This window comes from Bradyrhizobium sp. CCBAU 21365 (assembly GCF_015291305.1).
GTDB lineage: Bacteria > Pseudomonadota > Alphaproteobacteria > Rhizobiales > Xanthobacteraceae > Bradyrhizobium > Bradyrhizobium elkanii.
The window spans coordinates 191475-209884 of sequence record NZ_CP030036.1 but is presented as its reverse complement, the minus strand read 5'-3'; the positions used below and the strand labels follow the sequence as shown (position 1 = coordinate 209884).

12 protein-coding genes, 1 tRNA gene and 2 pseudogenes are annotated in these 18410 nt (G+C 64.7%); 7 read left to right on the top strand and 8 right to left on the bottom strand.

Annotated elements, in window-relative coordinates; genetic code table 11:
- Positions 1 to 231 precede the first annotated feature (231 nt).
- From XI02_RS00955 to XI02_RS00945, 3 genes and pseudogenes are all read right to left on the bottom strand, one after another.
- Entirely contained in the window at positions 232 to 2481 is a 2250-nt protein-coding gene (locus XI02_RS00955) for a PAS domain-containing hybrid sensor histidine kinase/response regulator (RefSeq protein WP_069279076.1), read from the bottom strand.
- A 103-nt stretch (positions 2482 to 2584) separates the two neighbouring features.
- The gene (locus XI02_RS00950) at positions 2585 to 3106 is read right to left on the bottom strand and encodes a hypothetical protein (RefSeq protein ID WP_069279075.1); all 522 of its coding nucleotides are present in this window, start codon (positions 3104 to 3106) and stop codon (positions 2585 to 2587) included.
- Positions 3107 to 3235: 129 nt separating this feature from the next.
- Positions 3236 to 4141, bottom strand: a pseudogene (locus tag XI02_RS00945) (YifB family Mg chelatase-like AAA ATPase); the annotation flags it as partial.
- 55 nt (positions 4142 to 4196) lie between these two features.
- On the opposite strand from XI02_RS00945, the gene XI02_RS00940 reads away from it, so the two are divergent.
- From XI02_RS00940 to XI02_RS00925, 4 genes are all read left to right on the top strand, one after another.
- Complete coding sequence (locus XI02_RS00940) at positions 4197 to 5861, top strand: recombinase family protein (RefSeq protein ID WP_172646207.1); 1665 nt, start codon at positions 4197 to 4199, stop codon at positions 5859 to 5861.
- Complete coding sequence (locus tag XI02_RS00935; protein WP_194483350.1) at positions 5858 to 6826, top strand: ParB/Srx family N-terminal domain-containing protein; 969 nt, start codon at positions 5858 to 5860, stop codon at positions 6824 to 6826. Before XI02_RS00940 ends, XI02_RS00935 begins: the two co-directional genes overlap by 4 nt.
- Before the next feature lie 824 nt (positions 6827 to 7650).
- Positions 7651 to 8169 carry a hypothetical protein gene (locus XI02_RS00930; protein WP_172646210.1) on the top strand — a complete coding sequence of 173 codons (519 nt, stop codon included), beginning with the start codon at positions 7651 to 7653 and terminating at the stop codon, positions 8167 to 8169.
- Between the two features lie 131 nt (positions 8170 to 8300).
- Positions 8301 to 8385, top strand: a tRNA-Pro gene (locus XI02_RS00925).
- Positions 8386 to 8596: 211 nt separating this feature from the next.
- Here XI02_RS00925 and XI02_RS00920 read toward each other — a convergent pair.
- A pseudogene (locus tag XI02_RS00920) lies at positions 8597 to 9238 on the bottom strand (magnesium chelatase domain-containing protein); the annotation flags it as partial.
- A gap of 721 nt (positions 9239 to 9959) precedes the next feature.
- On the opposite strand from XI02_RS00920, the gene XI02_RS00915 reads away from it, so the two are divergent.
- Together XI02_RS00915 and fsrB are read left to right on the top strand one after the other, a co-directional pair.
- The gene (locus XI02_RS00915) at positions 9960 to 11951 is read left to right on the top strand and encodes a TonB-dependent siderophore receptor (RefSeq protein WP_172648983.1); all 1992 of its coding nucleotides are present in this window, start codon (positions 9960 to 9962) and stop codon (positions 11949 to 11951) included.
- Positions 11952 to 11979: 28 nt separating this feature from the next.
- Positions 11980 to 13269, top strand: coding sequence for a siderophore utilization protein FsrB (fsrB, locus tag XI02_RS00910; protein ID WP_194483349.1), 1290 nt, complete (start codon positions 11980 to 11982; stop codon positions 13267 to 13269).
- A 95-nt stretch (positions 13270 to 13364) separates the two neighbouring features.
- On the opposite strand, the gene XI02_RS00905 is transcribed toward fsrB, so the two are convergent.
- From XI02_RS00905 to rsmI, 4 genes are all read right to left on the bottom strand, one after another.
- Positions 13365 to 14336: an MBL fold metallo-hydrolase gene (locus XI02_RS00905; protein ID WP_016841490.1), complete on the bottom strand. Its 972-nt coding sequence runs from the start codon at positions 14334 to 14336 to the stop codon at positions 13365 to 13367.
- Between the two features lie 153 nt (positions 14337 to 14489).
- Positions 14490 to 15437 (bottom strand): glutathione synthase, encoded by a 948-nt coding sequence (gshB, locus tag XI02_RS00900; protein ID WP_069279071.1) that lies wholly within the window; start codon positions 15435 to 15437, stop codon positions 14490 to 14492.
- A gap of 25 nt (positions 15438 to 15462) precedes the next feature.
- Positions 15463 to 15849 (bottom strand): YraN family protein, encoded by a 387-nt coding sequence (locus XI02_RS00895; RefSeq protein ID WP_172646212.1) that lies wholly within the window; start codon positions 15847 to 15849, stop codon positions 15463 to 15465.
- Positions 15836 to 16789 (bottom strand): 16S rRNA (cytidine(1402)-2'-O)-methyltransferase, encoded by a 954-nt coding sequence (gene rsmI, locus XI02_RS00890; protein WP_172646213.1) that lies wholly within the window; start codon positions 16787 to 16789, stop codon positions 15836 to 15838. The genes XI02_RS00895 and rsmI overlap by 14 nt, the downstream gene beginning before the upstream one ends.
- A gap of 222 nt (positions 16790 to 17011) precedes the next feature.
- On the opposite strand from rsmI, the gene XI02_RS00885 reads away from it, so the two are divergent.
- The gene (locus XI02_RS00885; protein ID WP_016841494.1) at positions 17012 to 18217 is read left to right on the top strand and encodes a penicillin-binding protein activator; all 1206 of its coding nucleotides are present in this window, start codon (positions 17012 to 17014) and stop codon (positions 18215 to 18217) included.
- The last annotated feature ends 193 nt before the right edge of the window (positions 18218 to 18410 follow it).

Sequence of the window (18410 nt, the reverse complement as noted above, 5' to 3'; positions counted from 1 at the left end):
TCGAGCAACGATGCGAGACAATCCGTGGGACCCATCGGCCGTCAACAGGTCGCCTGGTTGTTTGGAACTCGCATCGCGCAACCCATCTTGGCCAGCGATCGACCCGATCGCACTCAACAGGCCGGACATATGGATGCAAGCGATCCGATCTCACCAAAAAGCTCTTGTGCCACGGGGGCCGTCCACATATGGGTCCCGGCCTTCGCCGGGACGACGCGGAGTTTGCGGCTGCTACGCCGCGATATGCCGCGCGGCGGCGAGGCCCGCGAGCGCTTCTTCCAGCTTCTCGCGGTCGAGCGGCTTGATCAGGAAACCGTCCATGCCGGCTTCGAAGCAGGCGTAGCGGTCTTCTACCAGCGTATTTGCCGTCAGTGCCAGGATCGGGGTCCGGCGGACGGAGTGCGCCGCCTCATGGGCGCGGATCTGCTTGGTGGTTTCGATGCCGTTGAGGCGCGGCATCTGGATGTCCATCAGCACGAGATCGTAGGGCGTGCCGGCTGAGGTCGCCGACAGCCAGGACTCCATCGCCTGCTCGCCATTGGTGGTGATGACCACGTTGTGGCCGAGCCGGGTGAGCAGCGAGCGCATCAACAGCGCGTTGATCTCATTGTCCTCGGCGACCAGGATCGAGAGCCCCTTGTCCGGCAGCGCGGAAGCGGGCGCCGTGGGCACGGACCCGGCGGCCGCCTCGATCGCGAGGCTCGGCGCAGCAATTTCCGGCGATGCGGTCAGGCGTGCGGCGAGCGACGACGCGCGCAATGGCTTCACCAGGTAACCGGTGAACATGGCCGACTCGGAGGCCGAAAGATCCTGCCGCGTCGCCGGCGTGAACATCACGATGCGATGGGTCGCGTGGAGGCGGGCGGCTTCGGCAAACGCCTCCATCGCCGGGGTGCCGAGCGTGTGGTCGATCAGCACCGCCTGCCAGCTCCGCTCCGGCAGCAATGCCTCGGCGACATCGGCATCCGACACGATGCAGGTCTGCGCGCCCCAGCGCTGCAACCGCCGCGAGATCAGCGAGACCTCGATGCTGTGCGGCGCCACCAGCATGATCGACTGTCCCGTCAAGTCGGGCGCGGCGAAGCCGCCGGCCTCGCCGGTATCGGCGGCGACGAGCGGGATCGACACCTCGAAGGTCGAGCCTGCGCCAGGCGTGCTTGCGAGCGTGATGCGGCCGCCCATGCGCTTGACGATGCGGTCGCTGATCGAGAGGCCGAGGCCGGTGCCGCCATAGCTGCGCGCGATCCGGTCGTCGGCCTGCTCGAACTCCCGGAAGATACGCTGCTGCGCTTCCGGCGCGATGCCGATCCCGGTGTCGCGGACCAGGAAGCTGATCTCGTTCGGCCAGATGCCGGGCTCGACGATCAGCGCCACGCCACCGGTCGCGGTGAACTTGATGGCGTTGCCGGCGAGGTTGAGCAGCACCTGACGCAGCCGCGCGGCGTCGCCGGTCACCTGCGTCGGCAGCCGTTCGTCGACATAGGCGGCGATCTCGATGCCCTTGGTCTGCGCGCGCGGCGCCAGCAGCTCGGTGATGTCCTCGATCAGGCCGGACAGCGCGAAGGCACGGTGTTCGAGATCGATCTTGCCGGCTTCGATCTTGGAGTAATCGAGCAGCTCCTCGATCAGCGCGAGCAGCGCGTCGCCCGATGTCTTGACCGCCTTGACGTAGGTCATCTGCTCCGGCGTCAGCTGCGTATCCATCAGCAATCCGCTCATGCCGATGATGCCGTTCAGCGGGGTGCGGATCTCGTGGCTCGCCATCGCGAGGAAGCGCGACTTGGCGCGGTTGGCGGCGTCGGCCTGATCGCGCGCTTCGGCGAGCGCGTGCTCGCTCTCGGTGCGGTCGGTGACGTCGCGGCCGACGCTCTGCATCTCCGCCGGCGCGCCGGCATCGTTGCGCACGAGGCCTTCACGCCAGGCGATCCAGCGCGGCCCGAGCGGTCCCTCGATCTTCTGGTCGTAGACCCGCGTGCCGTTGGATTCGAGCGCGGTGTCGCCCTGCTCGAGCACCTTCAGCGTTGCGGTGCTGCCGATCAATTCGCTGCGAGGCCTCTGCGCCAGCTCGCAATAGGCATCGTTGGCATAGGTGATGAGCCCGTCGAGGTCGCGCAGCACGATCAAATCGTCCTGCGCCTCGAACAGGGTGGAGGCGCGCTGCTCGGCCTCCTGCAGTTCCCAGTTGCGGTCGGCCATCGCTTCATTGTGCATGGCGATGGTGCGCAGCCGCTTGCGCATCAGCCGCAGGCGGATGCCGAGCGTCACGATCCAAAGGCAGGCGAGCGCGAACAGGAAGCTGACCCCGATCGCGAATGCATTGGGATCGTAGCCGCTCTGTTGCGAGAGCGCGCCCGAAATGAATCCGAAGGCGCTGCCGAATGCGACGGAGAAGATCGTGAACGAACGGACGATCGTCGCGACCCAGGAATGGCGCCGGACGAAGCGGCGAAGGCGCAACTTGATCCGGAAGAAACGCCCCATCAATGGTGACCCTGAGACAGCTTGATCTGGCGGTGACGATGCGTCGGCCAGCTTGCAAAGTGCTTGAAGTTGGTGGCCATTTCGCGCTGCCCTGATAACAAGGTTAGCGGGGGGTTAACTCCGCCACGACCCGGTTCGGGACGCGCGCGTCAGGCGCGGGCGATGCGGCTTCGAGGCGGCGGTGTCCGCCGCGCGCGCTGACGATCAGGGCCGCGGCATCGCGCACCGAGAAGGTCTTCGACTGCACGAAGACACGGTAGTCGGATGGGCCAGCATCATGCGTCAGAAAGATGACGGGGCCGGTCGCCGAGGCATCGCCGGAAATCCCGATCAGCTGCGCCGCCGCGCTGCGCTCGCAGGCGCCGGCCTCGGCATCGTCGATGTCGTCGATCACGGTGAAGTCGGCGGCGTCGGCGCTGTCGGCGATCTGGACCCGGACGGTGGCTTGGCTGGGGTCGTCAGTGAAGCTGACGTGAAGCTGCGCCAGCCAGGGGATCGATGCGATCTGCATCGTGGTGCCACCCACCTCGATGCAGGGCCGCGGGCCCGGCAGGAACTCGGCGCGGGCAAGGACCGCGGCCACGGCAAGGGGGACCACCGAGGTCAAAATCTTCAAACGCAACATGACACAACTCGCTCGACCCAGCTTGCCGCGGATCGCGGTTCTTATGGTTTGCGGAGCGTAAACAAAACTCGTTACCGCCGCGTTGACGCGGGGCATTGCGGCACGAATCGGGACAGGGCTTAGGTTCGGTCAGGCGGCGCGGCGCAAATCGTCGGCCAATGCACGATAGGACAACGCTTCGGCGAGGTGCAGCCGGCCGATCGTCTCGGCGCCGTCGAGATCGGCAAGCGTGCGCGCCACCCGCAGCACGCGGTGATAGCCGCGCGCGGTGAGGTGCATGTTGTCGGCGGCCTCGCGCAGCAGCTTCTGCCCGTGCGCGTCGGGCTGCGCGATGGTCTCGAGCAGCGAGCTCGGCGCTTCCGCATTGGTGCGGACATGCGGCATGCCGGCAGCCGTATAGCGCGCGAGCTGGATGTCGCGCGCGGCCGCGACGCGGGCGGCAACCTCGGCCGATCCCTCCGCCGGCGGCGGCAGGATCAGATCGGCCGCGGTCACGGCGGGCACCTCGATCCGCAGGTCGATGCGATCCATCAGCGGGCCGGAGATCCGCATCTGGTAGTCGGCGGTGCAGCGGTCGAGCCGGCCGCGCTTGCAGGAATAGCCGGGCTCATAGGCATGGCCGCAGCGGCACGGGTTCATGGCCGCAACCAGCATGAAGCGCGCCGGATAGGTGACGCGGTGGTTGGCCCGGCTCACCGAAACCTCGCCGTTCTCCAGCGGCTGGCGCAGCGAATCCAGCACGCGCGGATCGAACTCCGGCAATTCGTCGAGGAACAGCACGCCCTGATGCGCGAGCGAGATCTCGCCCGGCTTGGCGCGCGTGCCGCCGCCGGTCAGCGCGGCCATGCTGGCGGAATGATGCGGGCTGCGGAACGGGCGCCGCGCGGTCAAGGCGCCGTCGCGGATCTCGCCGGCAACCGAGGCGATCATCGAGACTTCGAGCAGCTCCGACGGCGACAGCGGCGGCAGGATCGAGGGCAGCCGCGCCGCCAGCATCGATTTGCCGGCGCCGGGCGAGCCGATCATCAGCATGTGATCTTGTGAATGGCCCACATTGGGGCGTTGAACGCTCTGGAAGCAAGGCAATTACATGAACCGCATCACCATCATCCCCGCATCACCAGTTCCCACAACCGACGCACAGGTGCAGCCCAAGGCCTACAGCTACAAGCGTTTCTCAACGCCAGCGCAGGAGCAGGGAGACAGCTTGAGGCGACAGACAGCCATGGCGCAGGCTTGGGCTGATCGCAATGGCGTCCCTCTCGACACCGAGCTGAACCTCACCGACCGAGGCGTGTCAGCCTACACCGGCGCCAACAAGGACGTAGGAAACCTCGGTGCGTTCCTGAGAGCCGTGGAGGAGGGCACGGTGCCCAAGGGATCGTGGTTGTTAGTCGAGAACCTAGACCGGCTGAGCCGCGAGCCCGCCTTTGACGCCTCGTACACCATGCAAGGAATTATCCGCGCAGGTGTCACCGTCGTAGACCTGTCCGACAACGGCGGGCTTGGGCGCGAGTACAACATGGAGACCCTCCGCAGCGATCAGGGTTTGATGCACCTAATGGCGATGCTGCTCTCGTTCGCCCGAGGTAACCAGGAGAGCGCACAGAAGGGGCGACGCGTTGGCGAAGCATATGCGAATAAGCGCGCCGTCTTTGCCAGCGATCAGAAGCTCACCAAGCCGTACACCCGCAGGCTGCCCGCATGGATACGCTGGAACACCGAGACAACCACCTACGAGCTGATTGAGGATCGAGCTGAACGGCTGCGGTGGATGTTCGAGATGGCGGACGACGGCATGGGAGCGCACAGCATCGCGGCACAACTCAACGAGGCTGGGGTCGGCACATGGGGAGCCGGGGGCTGGAAAGCCCGATACTGGCATAGAAGCTACATTCGCAAGCTCCTGACCAACAAGGCAGCTATCGGCATCTTCGTGCCCCACCGTGTGGAGAAGGTAGAGGGCAAGCGCAGCAAGCAACGCATCCCGCAGGAGCCCATTGCGCACCGCTTCCCGCCAGCCATCGACCGCGAGCTGTTCGAGCGCGTGAACGCTCGCCTCAATACCACTGAGGCAAGGGGTAAGAACGCCACGGCTCCGGTGCGTTCCATCTTCGCCGGGATCATGAAATGTCAGCACTGCGGAGGAACCGTCACCCGGGTCAACAAGGGAGACCACGTCTATCTGGTCTGCGCAGCAGCGCATGCGAAGGCGGGCACCTGCAAATACGAGAGCGTACCGTACGCGGAGGCAGTGGGCGCCTTCAAGAGCCACCGGTTGGGGACGCTGAACAGCGCACCGCGAGGCAACGACACAGCAGAGTTGGACGCCAAGATTGAAAGATTGAAGGGGGAGATTGACGCTGGCGAAGACATCGTTAGCGAGCTGCTTGACCTGACCATCTCCGACAAGAGCAGGTCTGCAAGACAGCGGCTGCGGGAGGCTGAGGACGAATTGGACCGGCTGAAGAAGACCCTGCGGGAGACGATGGGGCGCCGTGACGCCATGACTAGCACAAACGTCCTAAAGCGATTGGCCGCTGTGGAGAAGGCGCTCACAGCGGAGACCATAGACACCGAGGAGGCCAACAAGGCGCTGCGGGGTGCGGTGCGCAAGATGGTCATGAGGCCGCAGGAGGGGCGCTTGGACATCCTATGGCACCACGCCGATGAGGCGCAGGAGACGCTGTTCTTCACGAGTCGCTTCGACTGGGGCGCCAATCAGATTAAGAGCACGGAAGAAGCAGGACTATGAAGCATCAGCTAAGCAAGATCACCCCGTATGTCACCGCAAAGGCCCTTCAGGAGGCTGAGGCACGGCTGGTGAAGCCAGAGGTTATTGATGGGCGGCCGGTGTACGTTAATTTGAAACCGCAGGACATCAAGCAACGCTTAGAGTTGTTTCAGCCGCGCAGGCCCGGATACGGATTGCGCACGCTGGACACCAATCACGTAAACACGCTTGTCACCCGCATCAATCGGAAGGGAGAACTGGACCCGCCGCTAGTTGTGAAGTTTGAGACAACCAATCAGTACACCGGGAAGGTAGACGGACATGAGTGGGTTGTGGTTGACGGGCATCACCGGCTGGCGGCCTATCAGAAGGCGAAGCACACCGGGCCCATCAGTTGCCAGTGGTTCGCTGGGCCCGCGCGGGCGGCCATGGACGCAAGCGTGCATCGGAACGAAAAGGCGCATCTTCCGATTGAGCAGGGCGACAAGCACGAGGCCGCTTGGACACGCACGCTGCTCGACTGGGATGGCAAGGGCTGGCGTAGCAGTAAGCAGATGGTGGTGAAGCTCACCGGCTGTAGTGACGGCACCGTTGCGATGATGCGGCGAGTTGTAAAGTGGCACCACAACTACATGACCGGGGTCGATAAGAACCCGATGGGAGAAAGGCTCTTCACCCGTCTAGGCTCTGATCTAAGCGTGCATCCGTGGAGCAAGGTCAACGGGGTGCGCTTGGACCTGAGCCCCGAGCAAGAGAGCAAGCATGACGCGGCGGCGAAGCTAGCTAAGCAACTGAACAGCCGTATGCCCATCCTGCGCACCACGGACCCCGAGGTCACCGCGCGCGCCCTGTGGCTCTATGACCGTGACCTGTGCCCTAAGCTGCTAGCGGCCCTACAGGCGCAAATGCAGAGCGGGGAAGATGATGATGAGGGGCTGGACAACGGAGAGAGCCCGTTAGCTGCGGCGGACGACATGGGGGCATGACGGGCCCCCAAACCCCGAGCTATGCAAGTAGGACCCTAAAACCTATGCGGCTGCATAGGGTACTTGGGGCAAAGATTGGAAGATTAATAAGCAAATACAATACATTAGCCAGATGTAGCCCGTTTCGGCCGTATAAATATATCTGCACAGGGGTGATGGTCTAGCTTTGGGCTGAGCGTAGGCAGCCCTACAATAGCCTAGTGTGCCCCCTCGGAAGCCCGTTGGGGCGGCAGGTGCTATGCGGCCCTCTTAGCGGAGAAGCCAGACGGCACCCAGCGGCCTTCGTAGGACTAGGCACCGTGCAGTGCTTCCCAAAGCCACTCCGCCCTGTGAAGTTGGACAGACGCCCTGGGCTTCAGCCCGACCTTTTTTGAAGCGGGAGGCCCAAGAACCCCTCCCAAGGGTCCCATGCCGCCCCCGGGGCCCCAGCCTCCCATTGATGGCAGAACCGGCGCCGGGGCGGGAAATTGATCCACATTCGCTGCGGATGGGGTCTACCCAAACACTGGTGCACCCATTTGGGTAGGCTACCGCGCCACCGGCACCAAATTTTGGATTGCAGTATTCCTGGGATACGGGTGCGCCGACCATGAGAATAGGTTCTGGTATTCATCCGCGTGATTCTGACTGTAGCATTCGCGGCAGTCGCCGCTTAGGCTGAATCGGTCCCGACTATCCACAGGCCGGTGAAATCACGTTTCCTTTGCTGTTCCAATTACCTAGCTGAGTATGTCCGATAGTTCACGAAATAGTTCAGGTGGTGTTCCCGGGGCACATTCAGATTCCGCTTGCGAAACATTCAAAGCGCCCCGATACTGCGGACCATGAATACAGATTCGAACGATGATGACGGGGCGAACGAGGGCGAAACTGTCCGTCGTGAGCGAAAGGAGCGCCAGGAACGCCAGGACAAAGCGTTTGCCGCAATGAAGGAAGCGGTCAAGGAGTACGCCGAAGCCGCTTATGGAAAAGGGTGGTTCGCCGGCTGGGAGGAGGGCTTCAGTGACGGTTGGGCTGCAGCCCTTGATACGCTCAAGAAAAAGGAAGAAGCGGGGCGCACCTCGCGGTTTCCAGTGGCCCCCGGTGCCGATTCCCGAGCCCGAGCGCATCTTGGGCGCCCGAAGCGCCTAAGCTCTTATGAAATAGTGCGGAATTACATCGAGGCAAATCCAGGCAAGCGCGGCGTCGAGATTGCCACCGCGCTTTCCGCGGAGTTGCCGGAGCGGACCGTAAGGACCGCTCTCCATCGCCTAAGGGGCGCGAAAATCGCCAACGTGGAGGGCCGGTGGTACGTCACAGGCGCGACACCGGCCCCGCCACCGCGTCTATTGGAGGAGGAATAGATGCCTCCGCCATAAAGTCGCGCCAGCCCGCCTTGACCAAACCGATTTGCGAGCTGGCTCTGCCCTTGGATCGGGCCATGAGGAGGGTGCTTACGACACCCCGCCTCATGGTGGGTTTCCCCGTTCAACTCGGCCCCGTGGTGGAAATGGTAGACACAGCAGCTTTGGGAGCTGCCGCCTGCAAGCATGTCGGTTCAAATCCGGCCGGGGCCACCATCCAAATAGCAATTCCGCGAATCACCGTCAAAGCCCTAGCTGACTGGGGCTAAGTTATTGGTTGATGAACCGGCTCGTGAAGCCTCGGTAGCGGCAAACCCCTTTAAGCCAAGGAACTCGAAGTCACCCAAGGGGCGGTCGGCCAAAACGGTACCATAGAGCCGGAAGGGACCCGCCTATCCGAAGCCTGTTCCCATTGACGGAATCACTTGAGCAGATGATGCCCGCCGGCGGCGGCGATCTCGAGCGCGCGTTTCGCGCTCTCCTGGCCCTTGATGTCGCGCAGGTCCAAAAGCGTTTCCTCGCGCTCATGCACCTTCGGCTGCGGGCGCGACAACACCTGCGTGCCCTTGAAGTGGTTGGCGATCTGGATCAGCGAGTGCGCCGCGATGATCTGGACGTCCGGACTGGCCCAGGCGGCTTCCGAGCCGCAGGCGGCGGGGCAGATCAATCCCTCGTCGCGCGAATTGGCGCCGATTGCCGCGGGCAGCACGCCCGCAACGGCTGCGATCGAGCCGTCGAGCCCGAGCTCGCCGAGCACGGTGAAGCCGTTCAGCGCATCCGGCGGGATCGCGCCGATCGCCGCCATCAGGCCGAGCGCGATCGGCAGGTCGTAATGGCTGCCCTCCTTGGGCAGGTCGGCGGGTGCGAGGTTGACGGTGATGCGGCGGGCAGGAAGCGCAAGGCCGGAGGCGATCAGCGCCGAACGCACCCGTTCGCGGGCTTCCGACACCGCCTTGTCGGGCAGGCCGACGATCGCGAATGCGGGCAATCCCGGCGCGACCTGCACCTGCACGTCGACCGCGCGGGCCTCGATCCCCTCGAATGCGACGGTGGAAACGCGCTGGACCATGCTGCCCCTATCTTGCGCAATCGAAGGTAGCGGAACCTGGCGGCGAGTGCAAGAACATTACAAGAACATTCGCGGCGCCAAGAGTTGGTCGCCGAGTACCAGTTCACCACGCGGCGCATCCGCTTCCGGCCGGTGCGGAAGCGTCGGGCGTCGCTCGCGATGACGCGCGCCTCGCGCGATCGAACACAGTTCGCGTCGTCGACAACTGCAGGAATCATTTTCAAGAATCATTCCAGCACGCACGAGCATCGCGCTTATTGTCGCAGCGCGTCGTCGATTTCCTTGCTGTTTCAGCGATCGCACGCTGATCGCGCGCGCAGTCTCGATCTATTCCAACTGCCGAGGTCTGTACTCGCGAGCCCCGCGCTGTAGAGCCGGATCACAAATCCATCCAGGCTGATATCAGGGGCGCCTTCGCGTGATCGATCGACTTGCTTCGCATTCCACCCGTCAACATCCGCGACTGCGAACGATCGGTCTATGTACCGCCGCCGTCCTTGCCGCAGGAGTCACGATCGAACGTGCCGACGCGCAATCGGAACTGCCGCCGGTGAGCGTGGATGCGCCTCAGCAACGCGCGGCAGCTGCGAATGCAAGACCGGTTCGTCGTCCGGTGACCGCACGCACGAGCCGCGCCAACCGCGTGGCTCGATCCCGGCAGGCGACGCCGCCAGCGGCGGCACGATCCGGTGCCGGCGCCGGAGAGCGAGCCGGCGGTCCGGTGGTCGGGTTCGTTGCCACGCGTTCGGGCACGGCGACCAAGACCGACACGCCGCTGATCGAAATCCCGCAATCGATCTCGGTCGTCACGACGGACCAGATCAGGAACCAGGGTGCGGAATCGGTGGGCGCGGCATTGCGCTACACCGCGGGCGTCAGCGGCGACGTGAATGGCGGCTCGGACACCCGCTTCGGCGGCTTGCAAATCCGCGGCTTCGACATGACGATGCCGGGCCTCTATCTCGACGGATTGCGGCTGCCGAGCAGCAACTATGTGCACTTCCTCGGGCTCGATCCGTACGGCGCCGAGCGCCTCGAGGTCCTGAAGGGACCATCCTCGGCGATGTTCGGCGGCAGCGGCACCGGCGGCATCCTCAATTATGTCAGCAAGCTGCCGACCGCGCGCGAGTTCGGCGAAGTGTCGCTGTCCGGCGGCAGCTTCAACCGCTATCAGGGCGAGTTCGATATCGGCGGCCGCGCCAACAAGGAAGGGACAGTGCTGTGGCGCCTGACCGGCGTCGCGCGCGATGGCGAGACCCAGGTCGACTACACCAAGGACAATCGCGTCTTCATCGCGCCCGCCGTCACCGTGAAGCCGAACGAGGACACCACGATCACCTTCCTTGCGAATTACCAGAAGGAACGCACCGGCTGGGGCCTGCAATTCCTGCCGCCGTCCGGCACCGTCTGGGCCAATAACGGCCGCTACATTCCGAACACGCGCTTCGTCGGCGAACCCGGCTTCAACCAGTTCGACACCGAGCAATCCTCGGTCGGCTACATGCTGTCGCACGACTTCAACGAGGCGCTGACCTTCCGCCAGAACCTGCGCTATTCGTGGATGCACAACGAGCAGAAGAGCTTCTACGGCACCGGCTATGCGTCGGCGGCCGACGAAGCCGCGGGCCTATTGTCGCGCGGCGGCGCCGGCGGCAGCTCGACGATCGATTCCTTCGCGGTCGACAACCAGCTGCAGGGCAAGTTCGTCACCGGCATGCTGAGCCACACGACGCTGTTCGGCGTCGATTACCGCAACACCTCGTTCCGCGACATGGCCTCGAGCTACAGCACCGGCAAGCTCAACGTCTTCGCGCCGGTCTATACCAACAGCTGGACCAACAACGGACCGTATGACGACACCGGCATCAAGCAGTCGCAGGCCGGCCTCTATCTGCAGGACCAGATCAGGCTCGGACGGCTGTCGTTCCTGCTCGGCGGGCGGCAGGATTTCGTCACCACCGACCTCGACAACAATCTCGCGAAGACGTCGACCTCGACCGATGCCTCGGCATTCACCGGCCGCGCCGCCGTGATGTACAATTTCGACAACGGCGTCGCGCCCTATTTCAGCTATTCGGAATCATTCCTGCCGGTGCTGAGCATCAACGCCGCCGGCGAACTGCTGAAGCCGGAGTCCGGCGTCCAGTACGAAGTCGGCGTCAAGTACCAGCCCGTCGGCATCAATGCGCTGATCACGCTGGCCGCCTTCGACCTGACCCGATCCAACGTCGTCACCTACGCCCCGCCGTCCTATTTCGCCGAGCAGACCGGCGAGATCAGGTCGCGCGGCATCGAGCTCGAAGGCACCGCGACGCTTGTCGAGGGCGTCAACATCCGCGGCGGCTACGCCTATGTCGACGCGGTCGTCACCAAGGATCCCGTCAATGTCGGCAAGGCGCCGACCACGGTCCCGCTCAACCGCTTCTCGCTGTGGGGCGACTACACCGTTCAGGGCGGTCCGCTCGCCGGGGTCCAGTTCGGGGCCGGCGTCCGCTATGTCGGATCGACGTTCGGCGACGACGCCAACACCTTCAAGGTGCCGGCGTCGACGGTGGTCGATGCGCTCGTCGCCTATACCAGGGACAATTATCGCCTCTCGCTCAACGTCACCAACCTCGCCGATACGCGCTACGTGGCAGCCTGCTACGGCAACACCAGCTGCTTCTACGCGGAGGGCCGCAAGGCGATCGCGAAGCTGACCTATCGCTGGTGATCACCCCGAACAACCTGCTGAAATCCCCATGAGACCAATCTTCGGACGACTGCATCGCTGGGCGGGACTTGTCACCGCGGCCTTCCTGTTCTTCTCCGGCGTCACCGGCGCGATCATCTCGTGGGACCACGAGATCGACGACGTGCTCAACAGGAAGCTGTTCGAGGTGACGAGCTCCGGACCAGCGATCCCGTCGGTCGAGCTCGCCCGGCTGATCGAGCAGCGCGATCCCCGCGCCCGCGTCGTCCACATGTTCATGACGGCGGAGAAAGGCGAGTCGCTGTGGTTCTTCGTGCTGCCGCGGATCGATCCGGCGACCGGCAAACGTTACACGCTCGACTACAACCAAGTCTTCCTGGATGCCAACACCGGCGCCGAGCTCGGACGTCGCTATTGGGGCGCGGTCTGGCCGGTGACCCGCGAAAACTTCGTCTCGTTCCTCTACAAGCTGCACTACACGATGCATATCCCCGAATTCTGGGGCAGCGATCGGTGGGGCATGCGCTTCCTCGGCGTCATCGCCGTGATCTGGACGATCGATTGTTTCGTCGCCTTTTACCTGACCCTGCCGTCGCGGCGGCGCGCAAGGGTGGAGTGGGCGTCGGCGATATCGGGCCCGCGCGGCAAGGGTTTCTGGACCCGCTGGGCGCCGGCCTGGAAGATCAAGACCTCAGGCAGCGCCTATCGAATCAATTTCGACATTCATCGCGCCTTCAGCCTGTGGACCTGGGCCTTGCTGTTCGTGATCGCGTTCACGGCATTCTCGCTGAACCTCTATTTCGAGGTGTTCTCGCCGTTGATGAAGACCGTGTCCAACTACACGCCGACACCTTACGAGCAGCGGCCATACCGTCATCTCGACGATCCGATCGAGCCGAAGATGACCTATGCGGAGATCGTCACGCGGGCCGCGGCCGACGGCAAGGCGCGCGGCTGGACCGCACCGATCGGTTCGATCAATTATGGTCCGGCCCATGGCGTCTATGCGGTCGCGTTCTTCGAGCCGGGCGACGAACATGGCGCCGCGGGCGTCGGGCCGGCGCAGCTCTACTACGACAGCGAGGACGGCCGTCCGCTCGGCGAGCGGCTGCCATGGGTCGGCACCGCGGCCGACGTGTTCGTGCAGATGCAGTTTCCGCTGCATTCCGGCCGAATCGCCGGCTTGCCCGGGCGCATCCTGATCTCGCTGATGGGATTGGTGGTTGCGGCGCTGTCGGTGACGGGCGTCGTGATCTGGTGGCGCAAACGTCGTGCGCGGATTGGCGCGCGAGAGACGGTGCGCACGCGCCCCGAGCGCCGCCTTGCGCCGGCGGAATAGGCCGGGCGCCCGATAGGCTCGTTACACCGGGCGGCAAATGCATTCGGGAGCGGCGGCGGCCGCTCCCGAGGCAGTCCGTCTTCGCAATCAGTCCGTCACAGGTTCATCTGCATCGGCTCTGGATAGTAGTGGAAGCCTTCGCCGACCTTGGCGACGTGGCCGTAGCCCGGCCAGGCGAAGTGATAGGACATCACGGCGGTCTTGTTCGCGGCCAGCATCTCCAGCAGCTTGACCCGCGAGTTCGCCGCCTGCTTCGGATCGGTGTCGTAGGAGAACTCCATCCGCGGACGCTCCAGCAGCAGCACCGCGTGATGCGACAGGTCGCCGAGGAAGGCGAAGGATTTGCCGCCCGAGCTCACCATGAAGATGGTGTGGCCCACGGTGTGGCCGGGCGCTGCGATCGCCGTCACGCCGGGCAGGAATTCCTGGCCGTCCTTGAAGAACACGATGCGGTCGCGCACCGGCAGCAGGTTCTTGCGGGCATGCACGATGAAATCCTTCAACGGGCTGCCCATCTTGCCTTCGTCGGTCCAGAACTCGAGATCGCTCTGGGCGATGTAGTACTGCGCATTCGGAAACAGCGGCTTGTCGTCGGCGCCGACAATGCCGCCGATATGGTCGATATGCGCGTGCGACAGCACAACGGCGTCGATGTCTTCCGGCTTGATGCCGGCTTCCTTCATGCTCTTCTGCTGCCGGCCGGTGGTCGGACCGAAGGCCTTCGAGGTGCCCATGCCGGTATCGAACAGGATCAGCTTGTCGCCGGTGTTGACGATCGGCGAATTCTGCTCGAGCACGACATTGTCGGGCGAGAGGAAGTTGTCGGAGAGCATCTTCTTCACCTCCTCCTTCGGCACACCGGTGAAGGTGCCGGAGGGGTCGCCGAGCGGAAGCGGCCCGTCGGATACGACGGTCACTTCGGCTTCGCCGAGCATGAAGCGGTGCCAATAGGGTGTCTGCGTGCCGAGCTTCGGCGCGCGTGCCTGTGCGGTGCCCCCGAGCAGGGTACTGGCGCCGAGACCGGCACCGAGCGCGAGCAAGGATCGTCGTGAGACATTGAGCGTCATAACGTCTTCCTCCACAATTTTTATGATATTTTCGCGTTGTTGCCCGCGCGTTGACCCGCCGCTTGACCTGACGCAGGCAAGAGGATGCTGCCCTCGCCCGCGCAAGCTGGCAAGAAGAATAAGGTGAACGCATGTGCGGCGCACAAGGGAGGGTTACTTGGCGGCGCGCTTCTTCTCGATGGTATCCCAGATCATCGCCGCGACGTCGGGGCCATTGAGCCGCTGGATTGCGCGGATGCCGGTCGGCGAGGTGACGTTGATCTCGGTCAAATTGCCGTCGATCACGTCGAGGCCGACGAACATCAGACCAAGTTCGCGCAACGAGGGCCCAACGGTGGCGCAGATTTCGCGCTCGCGATCGGAGAGCTCGGTCGCCTTGGCCGCGCCGCCGCGCACCATGTTGGAGCGCAGATCGTCCGCTGCCGGCACGCGGTTGACGGCGCCGGCGAACTCGCCATCCACCAGGATGATGCGCTTGTCGCCATGCTTCACCTCGGGGAGGAAGCGCTGGATCACCCAGGGCTCCTTGAAGGTGACGGAGAACATGTCGAACAGCGAGCCGAAATTCATGTCCTGCGGCATCACGCGGAAGACGGCGGCGCCGCCATGGCCGTGCAACGGCTTCATGACGACGGCGCCGTGCTGGTCGCGGAATGCGTTGATCTCGTCGAGATCGCGCGAGATCAGGGTCGGCGGCATCAGCTGCGGGAAATTCATCACGAACAGCTTTTCCGGCGCGTTGCGCACGCTGGCCGGGTTGTTGACGACCAGCGTCTTCGGATGGATGCGCTCGAGCAAATGGGTCGAGGTGATGTAGGCGAGGTCGAACGGCGGATCCTGCCGCAGCAGCACGACGTCGAAGCCGTTGAGCGGCTCGCGCTTCGCCTCGCCCAGTATGAAGTGATCGCCGACCTCGTCGCGCACGGTGAGAGGCTGCACCGGCGCCACCAGCTCCTCGCCGCGCAGCGACAGCTTGTCGGGCGTGTAGTAGGAAATGCCGTGGCCGCGCTTCTGCGCCTCGAGCAGCAGCGCGAAGGTCGAATCGCCGCGGATATTGATGCGCGCGATGGGATCCATCTGGACGGCGATCTTCAATTTCATAAGCGTGTCCCGCGAGGTCTTGAGGTTAATCAGAGCTGGCGTCGAATGCCGCTAACAGATGGCGCGGCAGGCTCTTCGGCGCAATCAGCACGGCGTCGAATCTGAGGTCAAATTCGGCATGTTCGGGATGCGCCATCAGCCAGGCCTGGGCGGCATTGATGATGCGCAGCTGCTGCCGCGGCGTCACCGCATAGGCGGCGTCGTCGAGGCTGGCACGGGCCTTGACCTCGACGAAGGCCAGCAAGTTGCGCCGGCGCACCACCAGGTCGATCTCGCCAAAGGGGGTGCGAAAGCGTCGTGCCAGGATGCGATAGCCCTTGGCGATCAGGAGGGCTGCGGCGCGGCTCTCCGCCGAGATACCGGTCCGGAACGCCGCGACGCGCTCCGGCGAGGCGCTGTCAGTCTTCGCCATTGCCGTCCCCGGTGGTCTTCGCAAGCTCGAGGGCGCGGGCATAGACCTCGCGGCGCGGCCGGCCCGACAGTTCGACCGCATGGGCGACCGCGTCCTTGACGCTGCCGCGGGCGAGCTGCGCCCGCAGCAGATCGTCGAGTTTATCCTGGTCCATCACCCCGGCATCATCGGCCGGCGGTCCGATGACCAGCACGAACTCGCCGCGTGTTTCCAGCGCGTCCGCGCTGGCCGCCAGCTCGGCGACCGGCGCGCGCGTGACCTCCTCGTGCAGCTTGGTCAGCTCGCGGCAGATCGCGGCATCGCGGCCGGCCATGATCGCGGCGAGATCACGCAGCGTGTCCTGCACGCGGTTGCCCGATTCGAACATCACGAGCGTCGCATCGATCCGGGCGAGCTCATTGAGCCGTGCGCGGCGCGCGTGCTCCTTCGCGGGCAAAAATCCCTCGAAGAAAAACCGGTCGGTCGGCAATGCCGCGACCGACAGCGCGGTCAGCACCGACGATGGCCCCGGCACCGCGATCACGGCATGCCCGGCGGCGCAGACCTCGCGCACCAGCTTGAATCCGGGATCGGAGATCAGCGGCGTGCCGGCGTCGGAAACCAGCGCGATCGCGGCGCCCTGCGCCAGGCGCTCCAGGATCTTGGGACGGGCCTGCGCCGCGTTGTGCTCGTGGTAGAGCGCGAGCTCGGCGGCGATCGCATAACGCTCGGTCAGCCGGCGGGTGATCCTTGTGTCCTCGCAGGCGATGACGTCGACACCGGCCAGCGTTTCCAGCGCGCGCAGGGTGATGTCGGCGAGATTTCCGATCGGGGTCGCGACCAGATGGAGCCCGGGTGCGGCCCTTGGCGCGGCCAGCTGCTGGCCGCCGATCGAAAAGGTTTTGGCGGCAGCGCCCGTCGTGGCATCCGAATGGTGGAGGGAACTGGCTTTTGCGCGCATAATGCCAATCTAGAGGGATGGCGGCGCTAGCGCCACATCCGCAAAGGGCGGTGACGGAACGCTGCCTGAGGGGAGGGGAATGGAGGCCGCGGCAAGGGCGCCGCGGGGCCATAATCCTTTTGTTTTAGTTAACTATTCGCCGAGAATATGCCTGAATCCACCCGCCTCATCAGAGCTGGATGGAGTCCTGGCTGATCACGGTCGGCCAAGAGAAGAGAGACGATGGAAGGCCCGCATTACCGCAAGTCCCCGCCGTCGGGCGCCACCCGGCGGACCGCGCTCGGCCTCATCGTGGGCGCGCCGCTGCTGACGGCCTGTTCCGGCGTGCAGCAGAGCTTGAGCCAGTTTTCTAGCGGCAACCAGGAAGGCGGTCCTGCCGGTCCGCAGCAGCAGCCGCAGGCGGTCGGCACCGGGCAGGTCAAGATCGGGCTGATCCTGCCGCTGTCGGCTTCCGGCAATGCCGGGCTTGCCGCCCAGTCGATGCGGAACGCGGCCGAAATGGCGCTGGCGGAATTTCAGAACCCGAACATCCAGCTCCTGATCAAGGACGATGGCGGCAGCCCGCAGGGCGCATCGCAGGGTGCCCAGCAGGCCCTGTCCGAAGGCGCCGAAATCATTCTGGGACCGCTGTTCGCAGGCTCGGTGCCGGCCGTCGCGCAGCTGACGCGGCCGCGCGGAACCTCGGTGATCGCGTTCTCCACCGATTCGAGCGTCGCCGGGCGCGGCGTCTATCTGCTGAGCTTCCTGCCGGAATCCGACATCAATCGCATCGTCGACTACTCGGCGGGGATCGGAAAGCGCTCGTTCGCCGCGATGGTGCCGGACAATGCCTATGGCAACGTGGTCGAGGCCGCGTTCAAGCAGGCGGTCGGCCGCAAGAACGGCCGCGTCGTCGCATTCGAGAAATATGGCGCCGATCGCGCGACGCCGGCGCGAACCGTGGCGCAGGCGCTCGGCCAGGCCGACGCGCTGCTGATCGCCGACGATGGCGATTCGGTGGTCGCGACCGCCGATGCCTTGACCGCAGCCGGCGCCAATCTGCGCAACATCCAGCTGCTCGGCACCGGGCTGTGGGACAATCCGCGGGTGTTCGCGAGCCCGGTCTTGCAGGGCGGCCTCTACGCCGCGCCCGATCCGTCCGGCTTCCGCAGCTTCGCCGGCCGCTACCGCAGCAAATATGGCGGCGAGCCGGTGCGCACCGCGACGCTCGCCTATGATGCCGTGGCGCTGATGGCGGCGCTCGCGCGCACGCAAGGCGCGCAGCGCTTTGCGCCGGAGACGCTGACCAATCCGTCCGGCTTTGCCGGCATCGACGGTCTGTTCCGCTTCCGCTCCGACGGCACCAATGAGCGCGGCCTTGCGGTCATGAAGGTGGCCTCAGGCGGCAGCACGCCGGTCGCAGGCTCGCCGAAGAGTTTTGGCGCTTGATTTTCGTCAGGCGTCGGCCTGAAATCGCTTTAAAGCGCCCGCCGGCTACTGTGCATGGGGTTGTTTTCGATATTTTGGCGCCGTGCACCCAGAGCGGGATGATTTTTGGTTGAATCGGCTTGCCGCGGGTTCAGTTCACCTCTCCCCCGTCGGGGAGAGGTCGGATTGCAAAGCAATCCGGGTGAGGGCTCTT

Excerpts from the sequence above, each read along its gene's own strand:
- XI02_RS00955 (WP_069279076.1), bottom strand. The coding sequence starts at position 2,481 with ATGGGGCGTTTCTTCCGGATCAAGTTGCGCCTTCGCCGCTTCGTCCGG.
- XI02_RS00950 (WP_069279075.1), bottom strand. The coding sequence starts at position 3,106 with ATGTTGCGTTTGAAGATTTTGACCTCGGTGGTCCCCCTTGCCGTGGCC.
- XI02_RS00940 (WP_172646207.1), top strand. The coding sequence starts at position 4,197 with ATGAACCGCATCACCATCATCCCCGCATCACCAGTTCCCACAACCGAC.
- XI02_RS00935 (WP_194483350.1), top strand. The coding sequence starts at position 5,858 with ATGAAGCATCAGCTAAGCAAGATCACCCCGTATGTCACCGCAAAGGCC.
- XI02_RS00930 (WP_172646210.1), top strand. The coding sequence starts at position 7,651 with ATGAATACAGATTCGAACGATGATGACGGGGCGAACGAGGGCGAAACT.
- fsrB (WP_194483349.1), top strand. The coding sequence starts at position 11,980 with ATGAGACCAATCTTCGGACGACTGCATCGCTGGGCGGGACTTGTCACC.
- XI02_RS00905 (WP_016841490.1), bottom strand. The coding sequence starts at position 14,336 with ATGACGCTCAATGTCTCACGACGATCCTTGCTCGCGCTCGGTGCCGGT.
- gshB (WP_069279071.1), bottom strand. The coding sequence starts at position 15,437 with ATGAAATTGAAGATCGCCGTCCAGATGGATCCCATCGCGCGCATCAAT.
- XI02_RS00895 (WP_172646212.1), bottom strand. The coding sequence starts at position 15,849 with ATGGCGAAGACTGACAGCGCCTCGCCGGAGCGCGTCGCGGCGTTCCGG.
- rsmI (WP_172646213.1), bottom strand. The coding sequence starts at position 16,789 with ATGCGCGCAAAAGCCAGTTCCCTCCACCATTCGGATGCCACGACGGGC.
- XI02_RS00885 (WP_016841494.1), top strand. The coding sequence starts at position 17,012 with ATGGAAGGCCCGCATTACCGCAAGTCCCCGCCGTCGGGCGCCACCCGG.